General features: G+C 72.1%; 22 protein-coding genes and 2 pseudogenes. 6 read left to right on the forward strand and 18 right to left on the reverse strand.

The window, feature by feature from the left end; genetic code table 11:
- Window positions 1-86: 86 nt before the first annotated feature.
- A complete protein-coding gene (locus tag ACPU2J_RS06230; RefSeq protein WP_399313881.1) occupies window positions 87-557 on the forward strand; it encodes a hypothetical protein in 471 nt (156 codons plus the stop codon).
- Window positions 558-625: 68 nt separating this feature from the next.
- Here the strand turns inward: ACPU2J_RS06230 and ACPU2J_RS06235 are convergent, their stop codons facing one another.
- Entirely contained in the window at window positions 626-1,717 is a 1,092-nt protein-coding gene (locus tag ACPU2J_RS06235; RefSeq protein WP_423832925.1) for a phosphotransferase family protein, read from the reverse strand.
- A 66-nt stretch (window positions 1,718-1,783) separates the two neighbouring features.
- Window positions 1,784-2,917 (reverse strand): hypothetical protein, encoded by a 1,134-nt coding sequence (locus ACPU2J_RS06240; RefSeq protein ID WP_423832926.1) that lies wholly within the window; start codon window positions 2,915-2,917, stop codon window positions 1,784-1,786.
- Between the two features lie 548 nt (window positions 2,918-3,465).
- Here ACPU2J_RS06240 and ACPU2J_RS06245 point away from each other — a divergent pair.
- Together ACPU2J_RS06245 and ACPU2J_RS06250 are read left to right on the forward strand one after the other, a co-directional pair.
- Window positions 3,466-3,660: pseudogene (locus ACPU2J_RS06245) on the forward strand (IS630 family transposase); the annotation flags it as partial.
- Window positions 3,661-4,152: 492 nt separating this feature from the next.
- Entirely contained in the window at window positions 4,153-4,683 is a 531-nt protein-coding gene (locus ACPU2J_RS06250; RefSeq protein ID WP_420081410.1) for a hypothetical protein, read from the forward strand.
- 371 nt (window positions 4,684-5,054) lie between these two features.
- Here the strand turns inward: ACPU2J_RS06250 and ACPU2J_RS06255 are convergent.
- Both ACPU2J_RS06255 and ACPU2J_RS06260 read right to left on the reverse strand, forming a co-directional pair.
- Window positions 5,055-5,859, reverse strand: a pseudogene (locus ACPU2J_RS06255) (IS5 family transposase).
- 12 nt (window positions 5,860-5,871) lie between these two features.
- On the reverse strand, window positions 5,872-6,339 hold the full coding sequence (locus tag ACPU2J_RS06260) for a hypothetical protein (protein ID WP_423832927.1): 468 nt from the start codon (window positions 6,337-6,339) through the stop codon (window positions 5,872-5,874).
- 918 nt (window positions 6,340-7,257) lie between these two features.
- On the opposite strand from ACPU2J_RS06260, the gene ACPU2J_RS06265 reads away from it, so the two are divergent.
- On the forward strand, window positions 7,258-7,398 hold the full coding sequence (locus tag ACPU2J_RS06265; protein ID WP_420081407.1) for a hypothetical protein: 141 nt from the start codon (window positions 7,258-7,260) through the stop codon (window positions 7,396-7,398).
- Between the two features lie 21 nt (window positions 7,399-7,419).
- Here the strand turns inward: ACPU2J_RS06265 and ACPU2J_RS06270 are convergent, their stop codons facing one another.
- The 4 genes from ACPU2J_RS06270 to ACPU2J_RS06285 all read right to left on the reverse strand — a co-directional run bounded on the left by ACPU2J_RS06270 (window position 7,420) and on the right by ACPU2J_RS06285 (window position 11,491).
- Window positions 7,420-8,592: an acyl-CoA dehydrogenase family protein gene (locus ACPU2J_RS06270; RefSeq protein WP_361593904.1), complete on the reverse strand. Its 1,173-nt coding sequence runs from the start codon at window positions 8,590-8,592 to the stop codon at window positions 7,420-7,422.
- 701 nt (window positions 8,593-9,293) lie between these two features.
- On the reverse strand, window positions 9,294-9,446 hold the full coding sequence (locus ACPU2J_RS06275; RefSeq protein WP_361593826.1) for an SCO1431 family membrane protein: 153 nt from the start codon (window positions 9,444-9,446) through the stop codon (window positions 9,294-9,296).
- Window positions 9,447-9,597: 151 nt separating this feature from the next.
- A complete protein-coding gene (locus tag ACPU2J_RS06280; protein WP_365493344.1) occupies window positions 9,598-10,026 on the reverse strand; it encodes an SPW repeat protein in 429 nt (142 codons plus the stop codon).
- 97 nt (window positions 10,027-10,123) lie between these two features.
- Window positions 10,124-11,491 (reverse strand): peptidase C39 family protein, encoded by a 1,368-nt coding sequence (locus tag ACPU2J_RS06285; RefSeq protein WP_423832928.1) that lies wholly within the window; start codon window positions 11,489-11,491, stop codon window positions 10,124-10,126.
- Between the two features lie 108 nt (window positions 11,492-11,599).
- Here ACPU2J_RS06285 and ACPU2J_RS06290 point away from each other — a divergent pair, with 108 nt between their 5' ends.
- Together ACPU2J_RS06290 and ACPU2J_RS06295 are read left to right on the forward strand one after the other, a co-directional pair.
- Window positions 11,600-12,190 (forward strand): uridine kinase family protein, encoded by a 591-nt coding sequence (locus ACPU2J_RS06290; RefSeq protein ID WP_423832929.1) that lies wholly within the window; start codon window positions 11,600-11,602, stop codon window positions 12,188-12,190.
- 437 nt (window positions 12,191-12,627) lie between these two features.
- Window positions 12,628-14,553: an AAA family ATPase gene (locus ACPU2J_RS06295; protein ID WP_423832930.1), complete on the forward strand. Its 1,926-nt coding sequence runs from the start codon at window positions 12,628-12,630 to the stop codon at window positions 14,551-14,553.
- 44 nt (window positions 14,554-14,597) lie between these two features.
- Here the strand turns inward: ACPU2J_RS06295 and ACPU2J_RS06300 are convergent, their stop codons facing one another.
- The 10 genes from ACPU2J_RS06300 to ribD form a co-directional block, all read right to left on the reverse strand.
- Window positions 14,598-15,671, reverse strand: a complete 1,074-nt coding sequence (locus tag ACPU2J_RS06300) for a hemolysin family protein (RefSeq protein ID WP_420081403.1) — start codon at window positions 15,669-15,671, stop codon at window positions 14,598-14,600.
- Window positions 15,668-17,125: a hemolysin family protein gene (locus ACPU2J_RS06305; protein WP_420081402.1), complete on the reverse strand. Its 1,458-nt coding sequence runs from the start codon at window positions 17,123-17,125 to the stop codon at window positions 15,668-15,670. The genes ACPU2J_RS06300 and ACPU2J_RS06305 overlap by 4 nt, the downstream gene beginning before the upstream one ends.
- 199 nt (window positions 17,126-17,324) lie before the next feature.
- Window positions 17,325-17,789 (reverse strand): PH domain-containing protein, encoded by a 465-nt coding sequence (locus tag ACPU2J_RS06310; RefSeq protein WP_423832931.1) that lies wholly within the window; start codon window positions 17,787-17,789, stop codon window positions 17,325-17,327.
- 151 nt (window positions 17,790-17,940) lie between these two features.
- Window positions 17,941-18,789 carry an ATP phosphoribosyltransferase gene (gene hisG / locus ACPU2J_RS06315; protein WP_365493332.1) on the reverse strand — a complete coding sequence of 283 codons (849 nt, stop codon included), beginning with the start codon at window positions 18,787-18,789 and terminating at the stop codon, window positions 17,941-17,943.
- A 55-nt stretch (window positions 18,790-18,844) separates the two neighbouring features.
- The gene (locus ACPU2J_RS06320) at window positions 18,845-19,126 is read right to left on the reverse strand and encodes a phosphoribosyl-ATP diphosphatase (RefSeq protein WP_361593808.1); all 282 of its coding nucleotides are present in this window, start codon (window positions 19,124-19,126) and stop codon (window positions 18,845-18,847) included.
- 72 nt (window positions 19,127-19,198) lie between these two features.
- Window positions 19,199-19,684, reverse strand: a complete 486-nt coding sequence (gene ribH, locus ACPU2J_RS06325; protein ID WP_007262951.1) for a 6,7-dimethyl-8-ribityllumazine synthase — start codon at window positions 19,682-19,684, stop codon at window positions 19,199-19,201.
- A gap of 52 nt (window positions 19,685-19,736) precedes the next feature.
- The gene (locus ACPU2J_RS06330) at window positions 19,737-21,026 is read right to left on the reverse strand and encodes a bifunctional 3,4-dihydroxy-2-butanone-4-phosphate synthase/GTP cyclohydrolase II (protein WP_423832932.1); all 1,290 of its coding nucleotides are present in this window, start codon (window positions 21,024-21,026) and stop codon (window positions 19,737-19,739) included.
- Window positions 21,023-21,676, reverse strand: a complete 654-nt coding sequence (locus ACPU2J_RS06335) for a nicotinamide mononucleotide transporter family protein (RefSeq protein WP_361593804.1) — start codon at window positions 21,674-21,676, stop codon at window positions 21,023-21,025. Before ACPU2J_RS06335 ends, ACPU2J_RS06330 begins: the two co-directional genes overlap by 4 nt.
- On the reverse strand, window positions 21,673-22,296 hold the full coding sequence (locus tag ACPU2J_RS06340) for a riboflavin synthase (protein WP_361593802.1): 624 nt from the start codon (window positions 22,294-22,296) through the stop codon (window positions 21,673-21,675). The genes ACPU2J_RS06335 and ACPU2J_RS06340 overlap by 4 nt, the downstream gene beginning before the upstream one ends.
- Window positions 22,297-23,451, reverse strand: coding sequence for a bifunctional diaminohydroxyphosphoribosylaminopyrimidine deaminase/5-amino-6-(5-phosphoribosylamino)uracil reductase RibD (gene ribD / locus ACPU2J_RS06345; RefSeq protein ID WP_391346169.1), 1,155 nt, complete (start codon window positions 23,449-23,451; stop codon window positions 22,297-22,299). It abuts the gene before it with no gap.
- Between the last annotated feature and the right edge of the window lie 58 nt (window positions 23,452-23,509).

Genomic DNA, 23,509 nt, shown 5'->3' on the forward strand with positions numbered 1-23,509 from the left:
TTACTCGTGACGCGCGACGGGAAGTGGTTGCTGTGGCCGAGGCCCAAGAACCTGCCCGCCCGGCCCACCCAAGGGGGAGTACATCCATGCAGAACACCAAGCGCTCCGGTCGCACCGAACCGGAGCCTCTCGAACCGCTCGGATCCGGGGACGACGCCTACCCAGACGACGGCGAATACCTCGACGACGCCGACGCGTTCGAGATCCACCACGCCACCTGCCCGGACTGCGGCCAGTCGATCGCCCTCGTCGCCGACGAGGAGTACCTGCCGCAGCACGCGCTCTGCCTCACCCCGTGGAACCCCTTCGGCCTCACCGTCTGCGCGGGCACCGGACGGCCCGCCACCGACGCGCTGCCCACCGTCGGCGCCCTCCAGCAGCCGGAGGCGCAGGACCTCGAGGCCGTCCTGCGCCAGGCCCTGCCCCAGGGGCTGGACTGGCGGACGCAGCCGTTCTCGCACGTCGGCGGACCCGGATCGCGCCCGATCCGCGTGGTGCGCCCCGTACTGCCGCAGCCGCAGGCCCAGACCCGCCGGGAGCACGCGCAGGCCGCCTGAGGGTCGCCGGGGCACGCACTGCCCCGGCGACCCTCCTGCCCGGCTCCGCAGCCGCCGTGCGCCCCGCGCTACCAGTACGTCCCGTCCACCATGGCGGCGAGACTGGCGTGGTGCAGGATCAGGCCGTCCGGGTCGGCCGGGACGTCGACCTCACCGAAGTGGGCCTGCCGGTAGGCGATGCGCAGCATCACGATCCCGTGCCGCAGGGCCGCGTAGAGGGTGTGGAACTCCATGTCGCGCGGGACGTGGCCGGTCAGCTGCGCGTATCGCCACTCCAGGTCCTCGCGGCGCAGGAAGTCCGGCAGGCCGGGCTGGCCGAAGCTCACCGTCAGGTCCTGGAAGAAGCGGTGGAGGTAGACCGTCCACCCCAGGTCCACCTCGCGCGGGGCGTACGCCGCCATCTCCCAGTCGAGCACCGCCACCGGCGTGAAGCCGTCGTAGACGACGTTGCCGATGCGGGCGTCGCCCCAGTTGAGGACCGCGGGACCCTCGTCGGCCGGCCACAGCTCCTCCAGCCGGGCGAAGGCCCGCTCGATGAGCGGTGACCGGGCCAGTCCGCGCACCACCCATGCGTAGTAGGCGCGTTGGGCGTCCACGTGCCGGCGCAGGGGTGTCCCCTCGCCGTCCGGGAGGAGGAACTCGGCCTCCTTCGCGGGGAACTGGTCGTGCAGCCGGGCCAGCAGGGAGATGCTCGCCTCCTGCAGCCGGGCGCGCTCGGCGTCGGTCGCGGCGTGCAGCCAGTTCCCCTCGTACGTGTAGGGCATGACGTCCGGAGGCACCCGGCCCTCGGCGCGCGCCATCACGAAGAACGGTGCGCCGAGCGGCCGCGGGTCCTCCTCCAGCCACTGCACACGGGGGACGGGCAGGTCGGTGTGCTCGGCGACCAGGCCCATGACCCGGTGCTGGCGGGGCATGTCGTAGGTGGGGAAGACGGTGTAGGCCGCCGGGTCGGCGGCGAGCCGCAGTGCGCAGGCGCGCAGCGGGGTGTCCGGGTGCTCGATGTCGAAGAGCAGGGTCTCGCTGGACATCCCGTTCGATCCGGGCACGGAGACATGGGTGATGCGGGCCCCCGGAAGCCGGTCGCCGAGCCAGGCGGTCAGCCGCCGGCCGAGCTCCTCGGGCTCCCGGGTGGAGGTCCGCGGACGTGGTGCGGTAGCCATGAATACCCCTTCTCCTACGGCGACGTACGGGGTGCGGGACGGTGCGGGCCGGCCGGGCGGGCGCCGCTACGGGGCGACGGAGGTGTGGTCGGCGAATCCGCTCGGGTCGTGCCGGCCGAAGGTTCCGTGCTCGAAGATCCCGTGCCCGGTCCGCCCGTCGAGGGTGAAGCGGGCCGTGTGGTCGGTGACGCCGAAGGCGGCCAGGGGGTGGGCGGTGGGGTCGGAGAGGTCGTAGACCCGGCGATCGGTCCAGCCCCGGCCCTGCCAGGTGCCGTGCTGCCAGTCCGCGGCCGGGGGGTACCCGGCGCCGACGGCGAGCGGGGAGGAGTTCAGGACCTGCACGCCCAGCTCCAGGGGCTTGCGCGACGGGTCCGTGAGGTGGACCACGGCGCTCTCGGGGTGCCGGCTGCCGGAGCGGTAGCGGATGTCGGTGTGCGGCCAGCCGAGCTGGACGTCGCCCCGGCCGCTGCCGTCGGGAAAGACCTGGACGGCCTCGTTGAGGGTGCGGTGGCCGTCCGCGTCCTCCTGGACGATGACCATGACGAAGCGGTCGTCGAAGCGGACGGGGATCCAGAGCCAGTGGAACCCGTCGGGGCGGTGCTCGTCGGCGGCCCGGCCGCCCTCCTCGCCGGGAATCGGCCGCACCCCCCAACTGCGGTCGCGGGTCCCCGTCCACTCCCCCGCCGTGAGGAGGAACTCCTCGCCCTTGGCGCGGATGCTCCCGGTGACGCTGCCGGCCTGGACGAAACGCCGCCCCTCCAGGATCAGCCGGTCGCCGCGCCGCTGGGTGTGGTGAGGCTCCCAGACCGCGGGGAACTCGGCGTTCCAGGTGATGTCGTACGAGAGCCCCTGCGGGTCCGCCGGGTCGGCGGCGCAGCGGAGGGTCAGCTGCCGGAGCGGGATGTCGACGGTGATGGACAACGGTCCCACCGACAGGTTCATCCGGTCGTCGGTGAGCGCGTCGGAGGCCCGGACCGCGAGGAGTTCGTCACCGAGGCGGAGCGTGGCGTAGGCGTCGATGACCCCGGCGTTGGGATAGACACCGAGGCCGAGGATGAGGACGGCGCGTCCGGCGTGGTCGAAGACGTGGAAGATGCACCGGTCGTAGGCGTTCCGGTCGCCGCCGACGGTGTGCTTCATCGACAGCGGCGCCTGGTGGATGGGGTACTCGTCGAGGGCGACGGGCCGATCGGCAGGCATGACGAAACCTCCTGGGGGCGGCGACGCGAGCGAATGTGACGGTACGTCAGAACAGCGCTGCGGAACCAGAGTTCTGGCACGAACTGACACGGTGGCGCGATGTGGCGGGGGGGGCGGTGGCTTCGGCGGGGCGGGGGTAGGAGCGGGAGCCTGTGGGGCGGGAGCAGAGCAGTGCTGGGGGTTTCCCGTCAGTCCCATCGTCTCTCCGTGTCGGGCCGGTCCCTCAAGGGCGCTCGTTCCTCGCGTCGCTTCGCGATGGCCTGCGGCCACCCTTGACCGACCGTCCCGCCCCGGACATACGAGGACAGCCGGGAAACCCCCAAAGGAACGGGCCGGGACGATCCATCACGAGACGAGGGAGCGTCCTGCCCGGGCGGAGCCCGGCCCAGGGAACGCCCCAGATCGCTCCGCGCTTCTCCAGCAGAGCGACTGCGACCTCCAGTGGCCGGGCATAAGCCGCCACCCATCGCTACGCGCTTCTCGAGGACGGCGACTGCGAGCTGTCGCGGGTTGGTCATAGGCCGCCCCCGGAGCAGTGGGGAGGCGCGATGGCGCAACCGGTCCGGGTCGGGGGGTTGACCGAGCAGGAGGGGCAGAAACTCCAGCACATCGTCCGGCGAGGCAGCACCAGTTCGGTACGGTTCCGGCGGGCGATGATGCTGCTGGCCTCGGCCGGCGGCAGCGCGGTCCCGGTCATAGCCCGTCTGGTCCAGGCGGACGAGGACACCGTCCTCGACGTGATCCCCGCCGACCTCTGCCACCGTCACCTCGCCGCTGCCGCCGAGCAGGAGTGAACCGCCAACCCGGCGAACCTTCCCGGTCACAGCACTAGGCAGTCCCGAGTGCCACGCCGACCGATCCCCCGGACATACCCACACATAAATAAATCACCGAGGCGGTTTCGCGGTCCGTTGCTGCCCTACCGGCCGCGAGAGCACCACAAGGGGTGGAGAGGGGCCACAGGGGCCCTGACCAGGAAGGCACCGTCATGCAGGCGCAGCCCGGTCACGGTCCATGGAGCGCGGCTTTCCCTTCGCGGGTCTGGGAGGGTTGGTCACCAACTCAAGCGCGGAGCAATGCATTCCCGCTACTGACCCGAGTGTCGCTTACGAAGAGAGGGAGCTTGGGCCCACCCGAAGCGACGCAGCGCATGCACAGCATCTGACAGTCGCTCAAAGTCGTTTTGCAGGAAGTGATCATGCCGGTACAGTAAGCGAGAGTTGCTGATTTTCAGCATGCTGGATTCGACCTTGGGGGTAGATGTGAAGAGTTTTGCAAGAGCTTTGGCTTCATTCTCTGCTGTATCGGCGTTGGTTCTGACTGCTACCGGTACAGCACAAGCCGCTACGGCGGCACCGGATGCGACGATTGTCTCCTTGTGTTACCGGGCCCACGTTTCAGGTGTGGGATGGGAGACTAAGCCCACTTGCGGTGGATGGTCAGGAACCAAGGGACAGAACAGGGCTATCGAAGCTCTAGAGATCACCGCATACGGGGTTGGCTGGTTCTGCGCCCAGGCTCACACGCGGAACGTAGGCTGGGGCCCGAAGGAGACGTGTGCGGAGGGCGGCCAGACCATCACTATTGGAACCACCGGGCAAAACCGCCCGATGGAAGCTATTCGTTTCAGTAGCACCAAGACTGTATGGGCAAATGCGCACGTACAGAACCAGGGTTCTACGGGCTTCTCCATTGGCACCTGGATCGAAGTGGGTACGACCGGCAAGAATCAGAACCTGGAAGCTATCTCGATGAGTTTTCGCTAGCCGCCAACTTTAGAACCCGGTGCAGCAATTGGGCTCGGCTTAGCGGGGGCCCAATTGCCAGCCCCCTGCGGGGCGGGAAAAAGACCGGGCGGGGGAGCGAAGCGGACCCGCCCAACGGGCCGAAGGCCCAGACCCCGTGAAACGGGGTCAGTTCCGGTCCGCAGCGAAGCGCAGGAGCCCGAAGGGCCGGGCCTGGGCTCGGCTGCGCCGAGCCTCGTCGAGCGCAGCGAGGCGTTTCCTTGCTCCGGAGCGAAGCAGAGAAGCAGGCGCCGAAGGCGCCTCGGCCGAACGCGCTCGGTCTTCCCCGAGGGCCGGGAACTCAGCCCAATCCCCCCTTCGGACGCGTGCAGACTGGTCACTAAGAAGCCATCTCATTTGGTGAGTCTGCGGAAGCAGATGAGGGTGCAGGCGATGCCGGTGAAGGCGAGGAAGTGGTCGGCTTTGCGTTCGTAGCGTCGGTGGAGTCGTCGGCAGCCGGCGAGCCAGGACATGGTGCGTTCGATGGTCCAGCGGTGCCGGCCCAGCCGTTGTGAGGACTCGATCCCTTTGCGGGCGATGCGGTGGGTGATACCGCGTCCACGTAACCATCGCCGCAGGTGCGGGTAGTCGTAGCCCTTGTCCGCGTGGAGCTTTCCCGGCTTGCGCCGCCTGTGCCCACGGCGGGAGCGGATCGGCGGTATGCCCTTGACCAAGGGGATCAGGGCCTGGCTGTCGTGCAGGTTCGCGCCCGAGATTCCGACGGATATGGGCAGACCGGTCCGCTCGGTGATCAAGTGCATCTTCGAGCCGTACTTGCCCCGGTCGACAGGATTCGGACCTGTCAGGTCCCCCTTTTCAGGGCCCGCATGTTCACTGAGTCGATCGCACAGCGTGACCAGTCCAGCTCGCCGCGGGCACCGAGCTCGCCGAGCACCACGCGGTGGAGCTTGGCCCACACCCGGGCCTTCGACCACTCACTGAACCGCCGATGGGCCGTCGCCCCTGACAGCCCGAAGGACGCTGTCGGCAGCTGCTGCCACGTGCAGCCTGACGTCGCCACGAACACGATCGCCGCCAGCACCTCCCGGTCGCCATGCCGACGCCGGCCCCGCCCTGAGGCCGCGACGGCGCCTCCGGCACCACCCGTTGGAACAGCTCCCACAGCTCATCCGGCACCAGCCGCTCGACGATCCCCATGAGCTGTCGCGCCTACGCCTTGCTTGAGCAGAGGGTTTCGGTCCAGGTCGCCTGGAGGTCACGGCAGACGATGGTGAGTGTGCCGTCCCAGCAGGCGATCTCGTGGCTGCAGCCGTCCCTGTGCGGCAGGATCTCGTCGAGAATCACAGTCCCGAGGTCCGTTCCTAGGTCCTCGTCGGCGGGATCGATGATGAAACTGGACACCCCTGCGTAGCGGATCAGCAGGTCCTGGTCGTGCTTCCAGCAGTTGTGCCGGAACTCGACCTCCATCTCCTCACCGCCGACGCCCCGGACGGCCCGAAGCGTCAGGTCCTTCACACATCGCCTGCTGCGGAAGTCGTAGTGGTCCGCGTCAGTGGCGAAAGCCCGGGCGCCCGGCGGCAGGTCATCGGAGATCGAGGGTAGGTGGCTCAGGTAGCGAGCCGCGTCCAAGACCCCTGACAGGTCACCGACCTGCGCATCGAGATCGACGTACTCCATCGGCCTTCGCCCCCGCTCATGACTTCCCACCGGCCGAAAAATCGTCGCACAGACTCACCAAATGAGATGACGTCCAAGGCCCGTTGGGGGCTGGAAGTGGGTGGGACGACGCTCCCACCGAACTCAATCCAGGTCAGCGCGACGACGGCAGAGGAATGGCCCTTCGTCGGCACCTTTCGTGCCCCTTTGGGACAGGGGCGGGATGCCGGACTCGCGCTGACCTGGATTGAGTTCGGCTGACACGAACAATCCCCTCGAATTCCCTCCATCAGCGGGAAATGGGCATCCGAGCGACTCGCGGACGCCGTCGGGCAGGAGCGCGTAGCGATGGGTGGCGGCTTGTGCCCGGCCATCGGAGGTCACAGTCGCACAAGGCGCGCACTCCTGCGGATGAGAGGGCGTCCACCGGCCACGGACGAGGGGCGGACGCTGAGACGTGAGGAGCGCGTAGCGATCTGCGGCGTCCCCGGGCCGGGCTCCGCCCGGACAGGACGCTCCCTCGCCTCGCTCCTTCTGTCCCGGCCCGTTCCTTTGGGGGTTTCCCGGCTGTCCTCGTATGTCCGGGGCGGGACGGTCGGTCAAGGGTGGCCGAAGGCCATCGCGAAGCGACGCGACGAAGGAGCGCCCTTGAGGGGCCGGCCCGACACGGAGAGACGATGGGACTGACGGGAAACCCCCAGGACAGCCCTGATGCCGTTCCAGCGGCCCCCGCCCCCTACCCCCGCCCGCAGAAGCCCCCGCCCCGGGGACACCTCGAACGGATCCCCGGGGTTACTCCCTGCTCGCGTGCCGCGTTGGCCCGGTATGAACATGGTTCAGTCTTCTACCGGTCGGCGGCGGCGGTCGGCGGGTTCGGGTTGCGAAGAATCGGTTCAGCGGCAGTTCCCGGGGGAGCCGTACCGTGACCCGGCTCCCCCGGTGCCCGATCCGCCGATCTACCGGGACCTGCTGGCCCGGTGGGCCGACGCCGGCCGTACGCTGCCCGGACGGCGGGATCCGGAGTGGTCGCGGCTCGCGTCGTCGCCGGTCTGGCCCTCGACCAGCAGCGGTCTGTACTGACCCCACCGGCGAGGGCGCGCGTCAGCGCGTCTCGGGCCCCGCGAGGTGGCGGGCGATGACCATGCGCTGGATCTGGTTCGTGCCCTCCACGATCTGGAGCACCTTCGCCTCGCGCATCAGCCGCTCGACGGGGAAGTCCGCGGTGTAGCCGTAGCCGCCGAGGACCTGGACGGCGTCCGTGGTGACGGCCATCGCCGCGTCCGTGCAGAACAGCTTGGCCATGGCCGCCTGCCGGGAGAACGGCTTGCCCGCGTCCCGCAGCCGCGCCGCGGCCAGGTACAGCGACCGGCCCGCCTCGATCTTGGTGGCCATGTCGGCCAGCATGAAGCGCAGCCCCTGGAAGTCCGCGATGGGGTGCCCGAACTGCTTGCGGTCCAGGGCGTACGCGAGGGCCTCGTCCAGTGCCGCCTGGGCGACGCCGATGGCGCAGGCCGCGATGCCCAGGCGCCCCGCGTCGAGCGCGGCCAGCGCGATGGAGAAGCCCTGGCCCTCCTCGCCGATCCGGCGGGAGTCGGGCACCCGTACGCCGTCGAAGTGCAGCTGGGCGGTGGGAGAGCCCTTCATGCCCATCTTCTTCTCGGGCACCGCGGCCGTGAGCCCCTCGGCGTCCCCGGGCACGAGGAAGGCGGTGATGCCCTTGGGGCCGTCGACGCCGGTGCGGGCGAGGACGGTGTAGAAGTCCGCGACACCGCCGTGGGTGATCCACGCCTTGGTGCCGGTGATGATCCAGTCGTCGCCGTCGCGGACCGCCTTGGTGGTGAGCGACGCGGCGTCGGAGCCCGCGGCGGGCTCGGAGAGGCAGTAGGCGCCGAGCAGGCCGCCCCCGAGCATGGCGGGCAGGTGCGCCGCCTGCTGCTCCTTGGTCCCGTAGCCGCCGAGGCCGTGGCACGCGAGGGAGTGCACGCTGACGCCGAGGCCGACGGTCAGGCGGGCCGCGGCCAGCTCCTCCAGGACCTGGAGGTACACCTCGTAGGGCTGGTCGCCGCCGCCGAACTCGCCGGGGTACGGCAGGCCGAGCAGGCCGGCCTCGGAGAGCAGGGTGAAGACCTCCCGGGGGAACCGGCCGGCGTCCTCCTCCTCGGCCGCCCGGGGGCGGATCTCGCGCTGGGCGATCTCGCGAACGAGGGCGAGGAGGTCGCGGGACTCCTCGGTGGGCAGCTGACGGTCCACCGTCTGCGGGGCGCGGTCGGTCATGGCGGCGCTCTCCTCCATCTCGGGCACGGCGGCGACGCGCGAGGTGTGGGACGCGCCGCCGGGTCTCGGGCTCATGCAGCCGGTGCTGCCCGCTCCCGGATCACGGAAGGGGCTGTTCAGCGGCTGCGGCGGCTTGAGTATGCCCGATCAGGGGCGTCCCGTCACCGGGGCAAGATCACCGACGTGGTCGAACCGCTCTTCGGGGGCCGGAGGTGCCGGACACTCCGGGACGAACTCCTCGATCACCGCCAAGGTCGAACGAAGCCGGCGCACCGGCAGGCACCCGAGCACGTCCCGGCCCGGCCGGGGGTGGTCGGATCACCGGTCCATTCCAGGGTGGTCCCTTCCCCGGCGGAGAGCCAGCCCACGAGGGCGAGGCGGGCGACGGGCGGGAGGGTGCGGCGCCCGTGGGGCGCCCCGGCGAGGGTGGCGACGCGCTCTCCACGGACGGCGTCACGAATGGCGAGCACCTCGGCGGCCGGAAGCCGGGGTCACCGGCCGGGCGGGCGACGAGCCCGGCGACACCGGCCTGCCGGGCGGTGTCGTCCACGGCGAGCGCGTCGTACGGGGTGCGTCGCACCGGATGAGGGGTGCGGGATGCGGGGTCCGGGGTGCCGGCGGGCAACGCGTGCCCGGTGGCTGCGAGTTCGCTCCGGCGGGGCTGCGAGTTCGCCCCGGCGGGCCTGCGAACCGCCGGTGGGTCAGAACCAGCCGACCTGGGTGACGAACATGGCGACGACCACGACGAGGGTCCAGCCGAGTACGTGTTCCAGCCAGGAGGAGTCGTCCTTGGGTCCCCCGGTGCGGACGAGGTCCCCGGCGGCTGCGGTGGGAGCGGCGGTGTCAGCGGTCATGGTGTCCAATGTGCCAGCGTTTGCGCCCTTCGCGGTAGAGACGTGGGTCACTGGTGGCAGGGCTCACACGCGGACGGCTCCCGGTCGCTCCGCCGGGGAGGGCGGGGTGGCCGGGAGCCGGGGTGGCCTGCCGGGGCGTCCGGCGGTGGCCTCAGGTGCGGGTGTCGCGGCGGTTCGCCATGCCCGCCATGGCGAGGCCGAGGCACAGTGCGACGGCTCCGGTGATCACGTTGTTGACCACCGTGCGCGTCGTGTCCATCTCGCCGGCGATGACCCACGGGGCGATGATCGTCCAGGCGCCGAGGGCGACCGCCGTCCACGCCATGGCGTGGGTGCGCTCGTAGGCGGAGCCGAGACCGCTCATGCACAGGCAGAAGGCCAGGCCGGTGATCAGGTTGTTGACGGCCAGCGGGGTCAGGGTGCTGAACCCCGCGATCCAGGGGGAGGCGGCCAGGTAGAGGCCCGTGATCAGGGCCAGTGCCTCGACCCCCTGCGCGGCGGGAGTGCTGGTGACCCGCTCGAACCGAGTGCGCATCTCGGCGAGGTCGGGGTGGTGCTCGATGCTGGGATGGGTCGTCATGGCCGGCCGCCTCCTGTGAGAAGCCTTTATCTGCCATTTACCCCATTATGTTCCGCCTGTCCGCACCCCTGGTCAACGGGCGGACGACCCCTGTTTTTCACAGGACGCCGACGGACCGCAGGGCCGTGATCTGCGCGGGGGCGGGCCGGGCCGGGGCGTAGAGGTAGCAGACGCCGCCGCTGCCCGAGGCGGTCTTGCCGCCGGTGCCCGCGCGCTTGGTCCGCAGCCAGATGTTCTCCCACTCCCTGCGCCGGTAGACGCGGCGCACCGAGGGGTTGTCGGGCGAGTTGGGGTCGTTGGCGATCACGTCTCCGGCGGCGGTGAACCCGATGACGGTCATCAGGTGGCCCGCGGTGCCGTAGCCCGCGCCCGTCAGTTCCTCCTGGCGGAAGGACTGGGAGGTGATGACCGGGATCCCCGCCGCGATCAGGGTCTCCAGGTCGGTCAGGGAGGCGAGTCGGGTGACGACTCCGGCGAGGCCGCGGTAGGTCGCGGCGTAGGCGGCGTTGAAGGGCCAGTTCCCGCAGCCCTTGTACGCGGCGTCGTAGGTGGAGCGGGCCGCGTGGCAGACCTGGGGGTCGGAGTAGCCGCGGTCGACCCAGGCCAGGGCGTCCGCCCCGGCCCGGCCGCCCCAGAACTCGACGACCATCTGGGAGGAGGTGGGGCTGCACCAGGCCTCGCCGCCGTTGTCGTACTCCGGGTACCGGCCGGCGTGCACCTCCTGCGAATAGCGGGGGACGGCGAGCTCGCGGGCGGTTCCGGAGGGCGTGGAGGCGGGGACGGTGAACCGGTCGGGGACGGCGGAGGCCATCGCGCCGGCCAGCCACACGGTCGGCCCGGCGGTAGCGCCCGGCCTGCGGTGGAGGGTGAGCCGGAGCTGCCAGGCGGCGATCCGCAGGCCGCCGGCCGCGGCGGGGGCGTCGACGGCGAGGGTGTCGGTCCAGACGGTGGACCGGCCGTCGGTCTGGCCGTCGACGGAGGTGCGCCGGATGTCCGTCTCCCCCGAGGCCCACCGCGCCATGGTGTACCAGGGGGTGGTCGTGGTGTCGGTGTAGGTGCCGCGCAGCTCGATCCGGATCCAGGTGCCGGCCGGGGTGTCGGCGTTCCAGGAGGCGATGGCCTCGGTGGCGGGCACCGCGGAGAGGTGGACGGGGGAGGTCCAGGTGGCGTACTCCCAGGTGGCGCGGCGTCCCGTGTGGGGGTCGGCGTACTCGGTGCGTCCGACGGCCGAGGTCATCCGCAGGCCGGGGCGGGCGCCGTCGACGGCGGTGGTGCCGTGGTGGGTGCCGGCCGCCCAGTGGCGGTGGGCGTACCAGAAACGGTTGTCGACGGTGCGTCCCCCGGCGCGCGGGGTGGGGTGCCCGGCGGCCCGTGCTCCGCCGCCGGGGACGGAGGCGGCGGTGGCCGCGGTCGCGACCGCCAGCGCGGCGACGAGTACGGCCCGGCGTGGCGTGGGTGCGGTCATCGCGGGTTCCCCCAGGTGGGTCGGCGCTTCGGGTGGCCTCACCTTTCCAGGTTCCCGGCGGCCGGACGCCGAACCTCGGGTCGTGTCGGGCTTGTCTACGCTGGTCGGGTGGAGCCGCACCAGTCACTTGAGTCACTCGCCGGGGAGCTCGGCGCCCTGCCGCCCTCGCTGGGTCCGGTCCGCCTGATCGCGGTCGACGGGCACGCCGGATCGGGCAAGAGCACCTTCGCCGGACGGCTCGCGGCAGCCCTGGGCGGGGCGCCCGTGCTGCACCTGGACGACGTGGCCACCCACGCGGAGCTGTTCGGCTGGGAGGAGCGGCTGCGCGTCCAGGTGCTGGAGCCGCTCGCGGCGGGGCGGCCCGCGCACTGGGCCCCGTACGACTGGGTGGAGCGCCGGTTCGGTGCGCAGCGGGTGCTGGAGCCCGCTCCGGTGGTCCTGGTGGAGGGGGTCGGCGCCGGGCGGCGGGCACTGCGGCCGTGTCTGGCGCGGCTGCTGTGGATGGAGACGCCGCGGGCGCAGTCCTGGCTGCGGGGGCGAAACCGGGACGGGAGCGAACTGTCCGACTTCTGGGATGAATGGGAGCGCGCGGAGCGGGCGCACTTCTCCAGTGACCCTTCGCGCCCCTTCGCCGACACCCTGGTACGCCAGAGCGGTACGGGATACGAGTGGTCTTCCGCGGCCGGAGCGAACCCGTGAATTCCCCGCTTCGGTGACCGAGGGTGACGAACACCCCCGGGCCCGAGCCGGTGTCGACCCGCCCTCCGCCGGGCCTGTGCCTACCTCCTTGACCGGGGCCCCGCGACGGCCGTACGTTCTCCGTGCAAGGCCTTCACCGGCCGTTGCGGATGCGGAGCCCCCGATCGTTCCCCCGTGATCGGGGGCTTCGTTCTGCCCGTGGGCCGGGCCGGCCGGGCCGCTCAGCCCGGCCGGCACTCCCCCGCCCTTCACCCTGTGTCACCGTCGCGGGCCGGGGCGCGTGCCGGATCCGGGGCTTCCGCGCCCTACGTATGGTGCGAAAGCGCAGGTACGATGCAGCCCTGATTTCAGCGACGCCAGTCGGGGGCACCGGGCAACTCGCGCGCTCGAAGCGGGGGTTGCCGCGCACCACGGGGGCAGGCTACTGGGGGATCGTGATGGATTTCGGCACGCCGGGCAGCATGCACGCCCCGGCCGAACTCGCCTGGCTGCGCGGGGTCGACGCCTGCACGATGGGCGCCTACCCGCAGGCGGAGGAGGAGTTCCGGGCGGCGGTGCGGCTCGACCCCTCCATGGCCGACGCCTGGCTGGGCCTGCACGCGCTGCGGGTCGACACCGGCACCGCGTTATTGCGCATGTACGCGCACCAGGACCGGTTCGGCGAGCAGCGCGCCCGGCACCGCCGGACGCTGAACTCCTGGTACTGGCTGGGCTGGTGGGTGCAGCCGGTGCTGGAGAACCGGCGGGACCTGCTGCTCGCCCACGCCTCGCACTGGCTGGACGGCCGGCACGTGCCGGAGCTGGACCAGGCGCTGGCCGCGCTGCCGCCCGTCGACACCGACGCGCAGGTCCGGTTCCTGCACGCGTGCCGGGCGTACCTGGTCAAGGACTGGGAACAGCTGGTGCGGCACACCGAGCCACTGGTGAACGACCCCCTGCTGGGCATCGAGTCGGGGCTGTTCGGCGGGATGGCGCGGGTGCGGCTGGAGATGTACGGGCAGGCGGAGCCGATGCTGTCGGCGGCGTTGATGCGCTGCCGCAGTGAGCAGCCGCAGCGCAAGGAGCTGCGGTACTGGCTGGCGCGGGCGCGCGAGGGGACGGGGCGCAGCGCGGCGGCGCTGCCGCTGTACCGTGCGGTGCACCGGGTGGATCCCTCGTTCATGGACACGGCGGCCCGGCTGACGGCGATCGAGGACGGCGACGACACGGACGGGATGGCCGATCTGGCGGGCCTGGCCGGGTACGGCGGCTACGGGGGGTACGCCGGTCACGGTCCCTCCCCGGCCGGTGGTGACTTCGCGGCGGTGGCGCTGGGCGGAGGCCTTCCGGGGGGTGGCGGCCCCGTTCCGGACGTGGCGGCGGAGGGGCCGGCCGGGTCCGGCCCGCCGGTGCCGCCGGTGGGCCGGGCGGAGGGGGCGCGGCGGAAGGCGCCGGTGCCTTCGCAGGGGTCGCCCGAGGGGCTGCCGGCCGGTCCGGCCGATCCGGAGGCGCTCGCCGAGGCGCTGGCGGAGCTGGAGCGCATGGTGGGGCTGGAGCCGGTGAAGCGCCAGGTGAAGGCGTTGTCGGCGCAGTTGCACATGGCGCGGCTGAGGGCGGGTCAGGGGCTGCCGGTGCAGCCGCCCAAGCGGCACTTCGTGTTCTCGGGGCCCTCGGGGACCGGCAAGACGACGGTGGCGCGGATCCTGGGCCGGGTGTTCTACGCGCTCGGTCTGCTGGGCGGCGATCACCTGGTGGAGGCCCAGCGGGCCGATCTGGTGGGCGAGTTCCTGGGGCAGACGGCCGTGAAGGCGAACGAGCTGATCGATTCGGCGATCGGCGGGGTGCTGTTCGTCGACGAGGCGTACTCGCTGTCCAACTCGGGCTACAGCAAGGGCGACGCGTACGGCGACGAGGCCCTCCAGGTGCTGCTGAAGCGGGCGGAGGACAACCGGGACCGGCTGGTGGTGATCCTGGCGGGCTATCCGGCGGGGATGGACCGGCTGCTCGCGGCGAACCCGGGGCTGTCGTCGCGGTTCACGACCCGGGTGGACTTCCCGAGCTACCGGCCTCCGGAGCTGACGGCGATCGGCGAGGTGCTGGCGGACGCGAACGGCGACCAGTGGGACGAGGAGGCCCTGGAGGAGCTGCGCAGCATCAGCGGGCACGTGGTGGAGCAGGGCTGGATCGACGAGCTGGGCAACGGCCGGTTCCTGCGGACCCTGTACGAGAAGAGCTGCGCGTACCGGGACCTGCGGCTGGCCGGCTTCGCGGGCGAGCCGTCGCGGGACGATCTGGCGACGCTGCGGCTGCCGGACCTGATGCAGGCGTACGGGGAGGTCCTCTCGGGCCGGGGCCCGCAGGAGCGGCCGGATCCGTCGCTGTAGGACGGCCCGGCCGCCGCGGTGCCCCCGGGCCCGGGGGCACCTCGCTAGACGCGGCCCGCGGGCACCCGCTGCGCCGCCGGGCGGTGGGCCGGGACCCGGTGTGCGGGGTCCCGTACCTCGCCGACCAGCATCTCCAGTACGTCCTCCAGCGCGACCAGGCCCAGGACGCGGCCGGTCGGGTCGGCGACCTGGGCGAGGTGGGCGGCGTCCCGGCGCATGACGCCGAGTGCGTCGTCCAGCGCGACGGTGGCGCACAGGGTGGTCATCCGGCGCCAGACCCGCTGGGGCACGGCCCGTTCGCGGTCCTCCAGGTCGAGTACGTCCTTCACGTGCAGGTAGCCCATGAAGGCGCCGCTGTCCGCGCGGACGGGGAAGCGGGAGTACCCGGTGCGCACGGTGAGCTGTTCGATCTGCCGCGGGGTGACGGCGGGGCCGACCGTGACCAGGCGGTCGGGGTCGAGGAGGACGTCGGTGACGGGGCGGCTGCCCAGTTCCAGCGCGTCCTCCAGCCGTTCCTGCTCGACCGGTTCCAGGAGCCCGGCCTGCCGGGAGTCCTTGAGGAGCCGGCCCAGCTGGGTGGAGGTGTAGACGGCCTCGACCTCGTCCTTGGGCTCGACCTTGAAGAGCTTCAGGACGAGCCGGGAACAGGCCCCGAGGGCGGTGGTGACCGGCCCGCACACCCGCGCGAAGGCGACCAGGCCGGGGCTGAACCACAGGGCGGTCTTCTCGGGGGCGGCCATGGCGAGGTTCTTGGGGACCATCTCGCCGATGACCAGGTGGAGGAAGACCACGGCGGCCAGCGCGAGGGCGTAGCCGAGGGGGTGGATCAGGCCTTCCGGTACGTGGGCGGCGTGGAAGACGGGCTCCAGGAGCCGGGCCACGGTGGGTTCGGCGACCGCGCCGAGGGTGAGGGAGCAGACGGTGATGCCGAACTGGGCGGCGGCCATCATGCGGGGCAGGTTCTCCAGTCCGTGGAGGACCTGCCGGGCCCTCTTGGACCCGGCGGCGAGGGGCTCGATCTGGCTGCGGCGTACGGAGACGAGTGCGAACTCGGCGCCGACGAAGAAGCCGTTGGCGAGGACGAGGAGCAGCGCGAAGAGGAGCTGGAGCGCGTTCACCGGGAGGCTCCTTCCAGCTCGGCCCGCTGCGGGGCGGGGTCCTCGTGCCGGTCGGTGCCGGGTGCCGGGGGCGTCCCGGGAGCGGCGGCCTCGGCGTCCGGCGCCGGGGCGGCAGCGGCCCGGTGGCCGGCGGCGGCGGGTACGGCCGTGAGCCGGACCAGCCGGACCCGTTCCGCCCGGTTGCGGCGCACCCTGCGGACGGACAGCTTCCAGCCGGGGAGGTCGGCGCGGTCCCCGGGGGCGGGGATGCGGCCGAGGAGGTCGGCGACGAGGCCGGCGACGGTCTCGTAGGGGCCCTCGGGCACTTCCAGGCCTATCCGGCGCAGGGTGTGGACGCGGCAGCTGCCGTCGGCCTCCCAGGAGGGGCGGCCGTCCTCGGCGGGTACGGCGGCCAGTTCGGGGGTGGCGTCCTCGGCGAGGTCGTGCTCGTCGCGGACCTCCCCGACGAGTTCCTCCACGATGTCCTCCAGGGTGACCACGCCCGCGGTGCCGCCGTACTCGTCGACGACCACGGCCATCGGCTGTTCGCTGCGCAGCCGCTCCAGCAGGGGCTGCACCGGCAGGGAGCCGGGCACCAGGAGCGGGGGGACGCAGATCCGGCCGACACCGACGCGGTCGCGTTCGGACTCGGCGACGGCGAGGGCGTCCTTGAGGTGGACCACGCCGGTGACCTCGTCGATGCGTTCGCGGTAGACCGGGAAGCGGGACAGGCCGGTGGCGCGGGTCAGGTTGAGGACGTCGGCCGCGGTGGCCGTCTCCTGGAGGGCGCTGACCCTGACCCGGGGGGTCATGACGTGCTGGGCGGTCAGTCCGCCGAGGGAGAGGGTCCGTACGAAGAGGTCGGCGGTGTCCTGTTCGAGGGCGCCGGCCTGGGCCGAATGGCGTACCAGGGAGACCAGTTCGCCGGGGGTGCGGGCGGAGGCCATCTCCTCGGTGGGTTCCACGCCGAGGGCCCGTACGAGGCGGTTCGCGACGGCGTTGAGGCCGGCGATGACCGGCCGGAACAGGCGGGAGAAGGCGTGCTGCGGGCCGGCGACGAACCGGGCCACCTGGAGCGGCCGGGAGACCGCCCAGTTCTTCGGGACGAGTTCGCCGACGACCATCTGGACGGCGGAGGCGAGCAGCATGCCGATGACGACGGCGACGCCGGGGACGACTCCCTTCGGCAGGCCGGTCGCGGCGAGCGGCCCGGACAGCAGGGCGGCCAGGGCGGGCTCGGCGAGCATGCCGACCACGAGGGAGGTGATGGTGATGCCGAGCTGGGTGCCGGAGAGCTGGAAGGACAGCTCCCGCAGGGCCTTGACGACCGTGCGGGCACGGCGGTCCCCGTCGGCTGCGGCGCGTTCGGCCTCGGGGCGTTCCACGGTGACGAGGCCGAACTCGGCCGCCACGAAGAAGCCGTTGGCGAGGATCAGGGCGAATGCCGCCGCGAGCAGGAGTAGCGGGATGGTCATGCCGCCGCCTCCACGGGGAGGGCGGCGCGGGTATTACCGGACGATCCGTCCATTGCTGGAGGGAGTCACTCCTCGAGTTGCAGGTGCCCGCGGGTTCCGGTGTCCGGGGCCGGCGGGCGGGGCGCACGGCTGTGCCCCGCCACCAGGGTAGTCACTGGCCCGGCCGCCGCAACGGTAGGCGGCGACGGGGGTCGTCCGCTCAGCGGTCGTTCGTCCCGGTTCCGCGGGTCTCGGCGAGGGCGCGCAGGGCGCGCGCGTCGCCGATCGCCTGCTGCTTCGCGACGCCCGGCTGAATGCCGAGGGCGGGCAGGCTGGTGCCGTCGCTGAGGTCGAGGAAGACCCACGGGTCGCCGGGGCGCAGGTTGACCCGGAGGATCTCGGCCCAGGCGAGGCGGCGGGTGTTGGTGAGGTTGACGACGGTGACGCCGTCCTCGTCGGCGACGACCTTGGGGCGGCTGAGCAGGACGAGGACGGAGCTCAGCAGGACGGCGACGAAGACGAAGCTGATCCGCTCGCCGGGCTGCAGGCGCTCCAGCAGCACGGCGATGCCGGTGATGGTGGCGAACATGACGGCCCCCACGCCCAGCAGGACGGCCCGGGTGCGGGTCGGCCGGAAGGTGACCGGCAGGGCGGGGATGACGGGCTGGGCGGCGGACTCGGCCATGGTGCGGTGCCTTCTGGGTGGGCGTGCGGGCCGGGGGCGGGCAGGCCGGTCGGGCGTGCCGTCCCCGAGGGGAGCGGGGGGTGTCCGCGGGGCGGGGCCGCCCGCCCGGTGGGTGCCGGGCGGGCGGGACCTCGCGGACACGGCCCAGGTGTCAGAGGCGGCAGGCGTGGATCGACGTGGTGAGGATCGCGCGGGCGCCGAGTTCGTACAGGTCGTCCATGATCCTCTGGGCCTCCTTGGCCGGGACCATGGCGCGGACGGCGACCCAGCCCTCGTTGTGCAGCGGGGACACGGTCGGCGACTCCAGGCCCGGGGTGAGGGCGACGGCGCGCTCCAGGTGCTCGGCGCGGCAGTCGTAGTCCATCATCACGTAGCTGCGGGCCACCAGGACACCCTGGAGGCGGCGCAGGAACTGCTGGACCTGCGGGTCGTCGGCGTCGGCGCCGTTGCCGCGGATGACGACGGCCTCGGAGGTGAGGATCGGCTCGCCGATGACCTCCAGGCCGGCGTTGCGCAGGCTGGTGCCGGTCTCGACGACGTCGGCGATGATCTGGGCCACGCCGAGCTGGATGGCGGTCTCGACCGCGCCGTCCAGGTGGACGACGGAGGCGTCGATGCCCTGGTCGGCGAGGTGCTTGGCGACGATTCCCTCGTACGAGGTCGCGATCGTCATGCCGTCGAAGTCCTCGGGGCCCTTCGCGGTGCCGGGGGTGGTGGCGTAGCGGAAGGTGGACCGGCCGAAGTTCAGCGGCAGGATCTCCTCGGCGCTGGCGCCGGAGTCGAGCAGCAGGTCGCGGCCGGTGATGCCGATGTCGAGCTTGCCCGACGAGACGTAGATCGCGATGTCCTTGGGGCGGAGGTAGAAGAACTCCACCTCGTTCTCGGGGTCGACGACCACGAGCTCCTTGGACTCCTTGCGCATCCGGTAGCCGGCCTCATGGAGCATCGCCGACGCCGGTCCGGAGAGAGAACCCTTGTTGGGGACGGCGATGCGCAGCATGGGACTTCCTTTGTTGCGTGGGTGGCGTGGTTGCGGGTGGGTGTGCGGGCCGCGGTCAGAGGTGGGCGTAGACGTCGTCGAGGGAGATCCCGCGCGCGACCATCATCACCTGGACGTGGTACAGCAGCTGCGAGATCTCCTCGGCGGCGGCTTCCTTGCCCTCGTACTCGGCGGCCATCCAGACCTCGGCGGCCTCTTCGACGACCTTCTTGCCGATGGCATGGACTCCCTTGCCCACCAGCTCGGCGGTGCGGGAGGTGCTGGGGTCGCCGGTGGCGGCCTTGTGCTGGAGCTCGGTGAAGAGCTCCTCGAAGGTCTTGGAGGTCTTGTTCGCCATGATGTCCTTAGAGTACGGGCTGACCGGGGTGCCCCGGTGCCGGGGTTCACCCCTTGGACCGCGTGGGACGTCCTAGCGCCAGGGCTCGCTCACGGTGCGCAGGGTCATGGCGGTGGAGACCGCGGCGGTGACCGCTTCGTGGCCCTTGTCCTCGTTCGACCCTTCGAGTCCGGCGCGGTCCAGGGCCTGCTCGTCGTTGTCGCACGTCAGGACGCCGAAGCCGACGGGGACCCCGGTGTCGATGGAGACCTGGACCAGGCCCTGGGTGACGCCCTGGCAGACGTAGTCGAAGTGCGGGGTGCCGCCGCGGATGACCACGCCGAGGGCGACGATGGCGTCGTAGCCGCGGCCGGCCAGGACCTTCGCGACGACCGGGAGCTCGAAGCTGCCGGGGACGCGGAGCAGGGTCGGCTCGTCGATGCCGAGCTCGTGCAGGGCCCGCAGGGCCCCGTCGACCAGTCCGTCCATGACCTTCTCGTGCCACTGGGCCGCGATCACGGCCACGCGGAGGTCTCCGCAGTTCTTCACGCTCAGTTCGGGTGCGCCCTTGCCGCTCACAGCTCTGCTCCTCGGTGGTTCGTGGATGTACGTACGGGTGGGTGGTGCGTGTCTACTGGTTGCCGCAGGCGGAGGTGGTCACGGGCCCGTCCAGCCAGGGCAGGTCGTGACCCATCCGGTCCCGCTTGGTGCGCAGGTACCGCAGGTTGTGCTCCCCGGCCTCGACGGGCATGGACTCGCGGCTGGCGACCGTGATGCCGTGCCGGTCGAGGGCGTCGGACTTCTCGGGGTTGTTGGTCATCAGGCGGACGCTGCGGACGCCGAGGTCGGCGAGGATCTGCGCGCCGGCGGCGTAGTCGCGGGCGTCGGCGGGCAGGCCGAGCTCCAGGTTGGCGTCGAGGGTGTCGCGGCCGCGCTCCTGGAGTTCGTACGCGCGCAGCTTGGACAGCAGTCCGATGCCGCGGCCCTCGTGGCCGCGCAGGTAGACGACGACGCCGCGGCCCTCGTTCCTGATCCGTTCCATGGAGGCGTGCAGCTGGGGGCCGCAGTCGCAGCGCTGCGAGGCGAAGATGTCGCCGGTCAGGCACTCGGAATGCATGCGCACGAGGATGCCGGTGCCGTCGCCGATCTCGCCGTGGACGAGGGCGACGTGCTCGACGCCGTCGACGGTGGAGCGGTAGCCGTGGGCGGTGAACGGGCCGAAGGCGGTCGGCAGGCTGACCTCGGCCTCGCGGCGCACCGTGGGCTCGGCGGAGCGGCGGTAGGCGATCAGGTCCTCGATGGAGATGATCGTCAGGCCGTGCTTGCGGGCGAAGGGGATCAGCTCGGGCAGGCGGAGCATGACGCCGTCCTCGCCGGCGATCTCCACGATGGCGCCGGCCGGGCGCAGGCCCGCGAGGCGGGCGAGGTCGACGGCGGCCTCGGTGTGGCCGTTGCGGACCAGGACGCCGCCGGGCTTGGCCCGCAGCGGGAAGACGTGCCCCGGGCGGACGAAGTCGCCGGGTCCGCTGACTCCGTCGGCGAGCATCCGCAGGGTGGTGGCGCGGTCGGCGGCGGAGATGCCGGTGGTGACGCCGTGGGCGGCGCTCGCGTCGACGGAGACGGTGAAGGCGGTCTTCATCGACTCGGTGTTGTTCTGGACCATCTGGGGGAGTTCGAGCCGCTCCAGCTCGTCGCCCTCCATGGGGGCGCAGATCAGGCCGCGGCACTCGCTCATCATGAAGGCGATGATCTCGGGGGTGGCCTTCTCGGCGGCGATGACGAGGTCGCCCTCGTTCTCGCGGTCCTCGTCGTCGACGACGACGACGGGCCGGCCCGCGGCGATGTCACGGATCGCCTGCTCGACGGGGTCGAGGCGGAAGGTCTCTTCGGGGATGTCGGGCACGGGCTTGAGGCTGGTCATGCCGTTGCTCCTTCCAGGGCCGGGGCGGTGTTGGTGCGGGAGCGCTGGTACCAGTCGTAGGCACCCCACAGCACGAGGGCGAAGTAGACGACGTAGACGAGGCCGGAGAAGGCCAGGCCGCCGCTGAAGGCGAGGGGGACACCGACCAGGTCGACCAGGAGCCAGGCGAACCAGAACTCGACGAGGCCGCGGGCCTGGGCGACCATCGCGACGATGGTGCCGACGAAGATGTACGCGTCGGCCCAGGGGCTCCAGGACAGCGACGGGTAGAGGGTGAAGAGGCCTCCGACGGCGAGGGTGCCGAGGGCCGCTCCCCCGAGGAGCATGCCGCGTTCGGTCCAGGTGGCGGTGCGGACGGCGATGGAGCCGTCCTGGGCCTGCTGCCTGCCGCGCTGCCAGGAGATCCAGCCGAAGACGGCGACGCCGATGACGAGGAGCTGCTTGCCGACGCCGCCGGCGAGGTGCGCGGAGGCGTAGGCGGCGATGAGGATCAGGCCGGAGAGGAGCTGGGCGGGCCAGGTCCATATGGAGCGGCGCCAGCCGAGGGCCAGGGCGGCGAGGCCCATCAGGTTGCCGATCATGTCGGACCAGATGACCTTCTGCCCGAAGACCGTGAAGGCCTCCGTGTTGAGCCAGGTCAGGGCGCTCACCGGGCTTCTCCCGTCGGGTGCAGCGGGTCGACGCCGGCGGCGAGGAGGCGTTCGACGTACTTGGCGAGGACGTCGACCTCGAGGTTGACCGGGTCGCCGGGCTGCTTGATGCCCAGGGTGGTCAGGGCGAGGGTGGTGGGGATGAGGCTGATGGTGAACCAGTCGGCGGCGGCCTCGACGACGGTGAGGCTGACTCCGTCGACGGTGATGGAGCCCTTCTCGACGACGTAGCGGGAGAGGTTCGCGGGGAGCGCGACCTTGACGATCTCCCAGTGCTCGGAGGGGGTGCGGGAGAGGATCTCGCCGGTGCCGTCCACGTGGCCCTGGACGAGGTGGCCGCCGAGGCGTCCGCCGAGGGCCATGGGGCGTTCCAGGTTGACCCGGGAGCCGGTGGTCAGGGCGCCGAGGCTGGAGCGGTTGAGGGTCTCCTGCATGACGTCGGCGGTGAACTCGCCGTCGGCGGTCTCCACGACGGTGAGGCAGACGCCGTTGACCGCGATCGAGTCGCCGTGCTTGGCGTCCTCGGTGACGACGGGGCCGCGCAGGCGGAAGCGGGAGGCCTCCGCGAGCTGCTCGACGGCGGTGACCTCGCCCAGTTCTTCGACGATTCCGGTGAACACTCAGTGCTCCTTGGGGGCTGTGGGGACGGGCGTCGTCGCGGGGACGGCGGTGATGCGGAGGTCGGGGCCGATGCGGTCGGTCGCGGTGATGCGGAGCCGGAGCGCGTCGGTGAGGGTGGTGATGCCCGCGTCCGCGAGGGCGGCGGGGCCCGCGCCGAGGAGGACGGGGGCGAGGTAGCCGACGACGGTGTCGACGGCTCCGGCGGCGACGAAGGCGCCGGCCAGGGTGGGGCCGCCTTCGAGGAGGACGGAGCGGACGCCGCGCCGGTGCAGCTCGGCGAGGAGGGCGTCGACCCGGATGCCGTGCCCGTCGCGCGGGAGGCGGACGAGGTCCCTGCCGGCGAGGTGGCGGGTGGCCTCCTCGCCGAGGTCGTCGGCGACGGCGATCAGGGTGGGTGCGGCGTCGTCCAGGACGCGTGCGGCGGGGGGCACGGTGGCCCGGGTGTCCAGGACCACGCGCAGGGGCTGGGTGGCCCCGGCGATGCCGCGGACGGCCAGGTGGGGGTCGTCGGCGTGCAGGGTGCCGGAGCCGACCACGACGGCGTCGGCCTCGGCGCGCAGCCGGTGGACGTCGGCGCGGGACTCGGCGCTGCTGATCCAGCGGCTGCTGCCGTCCGCGGCGGCGATGCGGCCGTCGAGGGTGGCGGCGTACTTCCACAGGACGTGGGGGCGGCCCAGGCGTACGGAGGTGAGCCAGGCGGTGTTGCCGGCTTCGGCCTCGTCGGCGAGCAGCCCGGCCTCGGTGGCGACACCGGCGGCACGCAGGGTGGCCGCACCCCCGCTGGCCTGCGGGTTCGGGTCGGAGACGGCGTAGACCACGCGGGTGATGCCGGCGTCGAGGAGGGCTTGGGCGCAGGGGCCGGTGCGACCGGTGTGGTTACAGGGTTCCAAGGTGACGTAGGCGGTGCCGCCGCGGGCGGCGGGGCCGGCGGCGCGCAGGGCGTGGACCTCGGCATGGGGGCCGCCGGCCCGCTGGTGCCAGCCTTCGCCGACGATCGTGCCCGCGGCGTCGGTGACGACGCAGCCGACGACGGGGTTGGGGCTGGTGGAGCCGAGTCCGCGGGCGGCGAGCTCGACGGCTCGGCGCATGGCGCGGGTGTCCGCGTCGGGTACTGCGTGCGCGGCGTGGGTCGCCACCGGGTCCTCCTGCCTCATCGGGCACGGACTCCGGGGCCTGTCGGGATACGACAGATGGAGCGGAACAGCTCACGGG

It is taken from the genome of Streptomyces manipurensis (genome assembly GCF_049570255.1).
In the GTDB taxonomy this organism is placed as follows: Bacteria; Actinomycetota; Actinomycetes; order Streptomycetales; family Streptomycetaceae; genus Streptomyces; species Streptomyces manipurensis.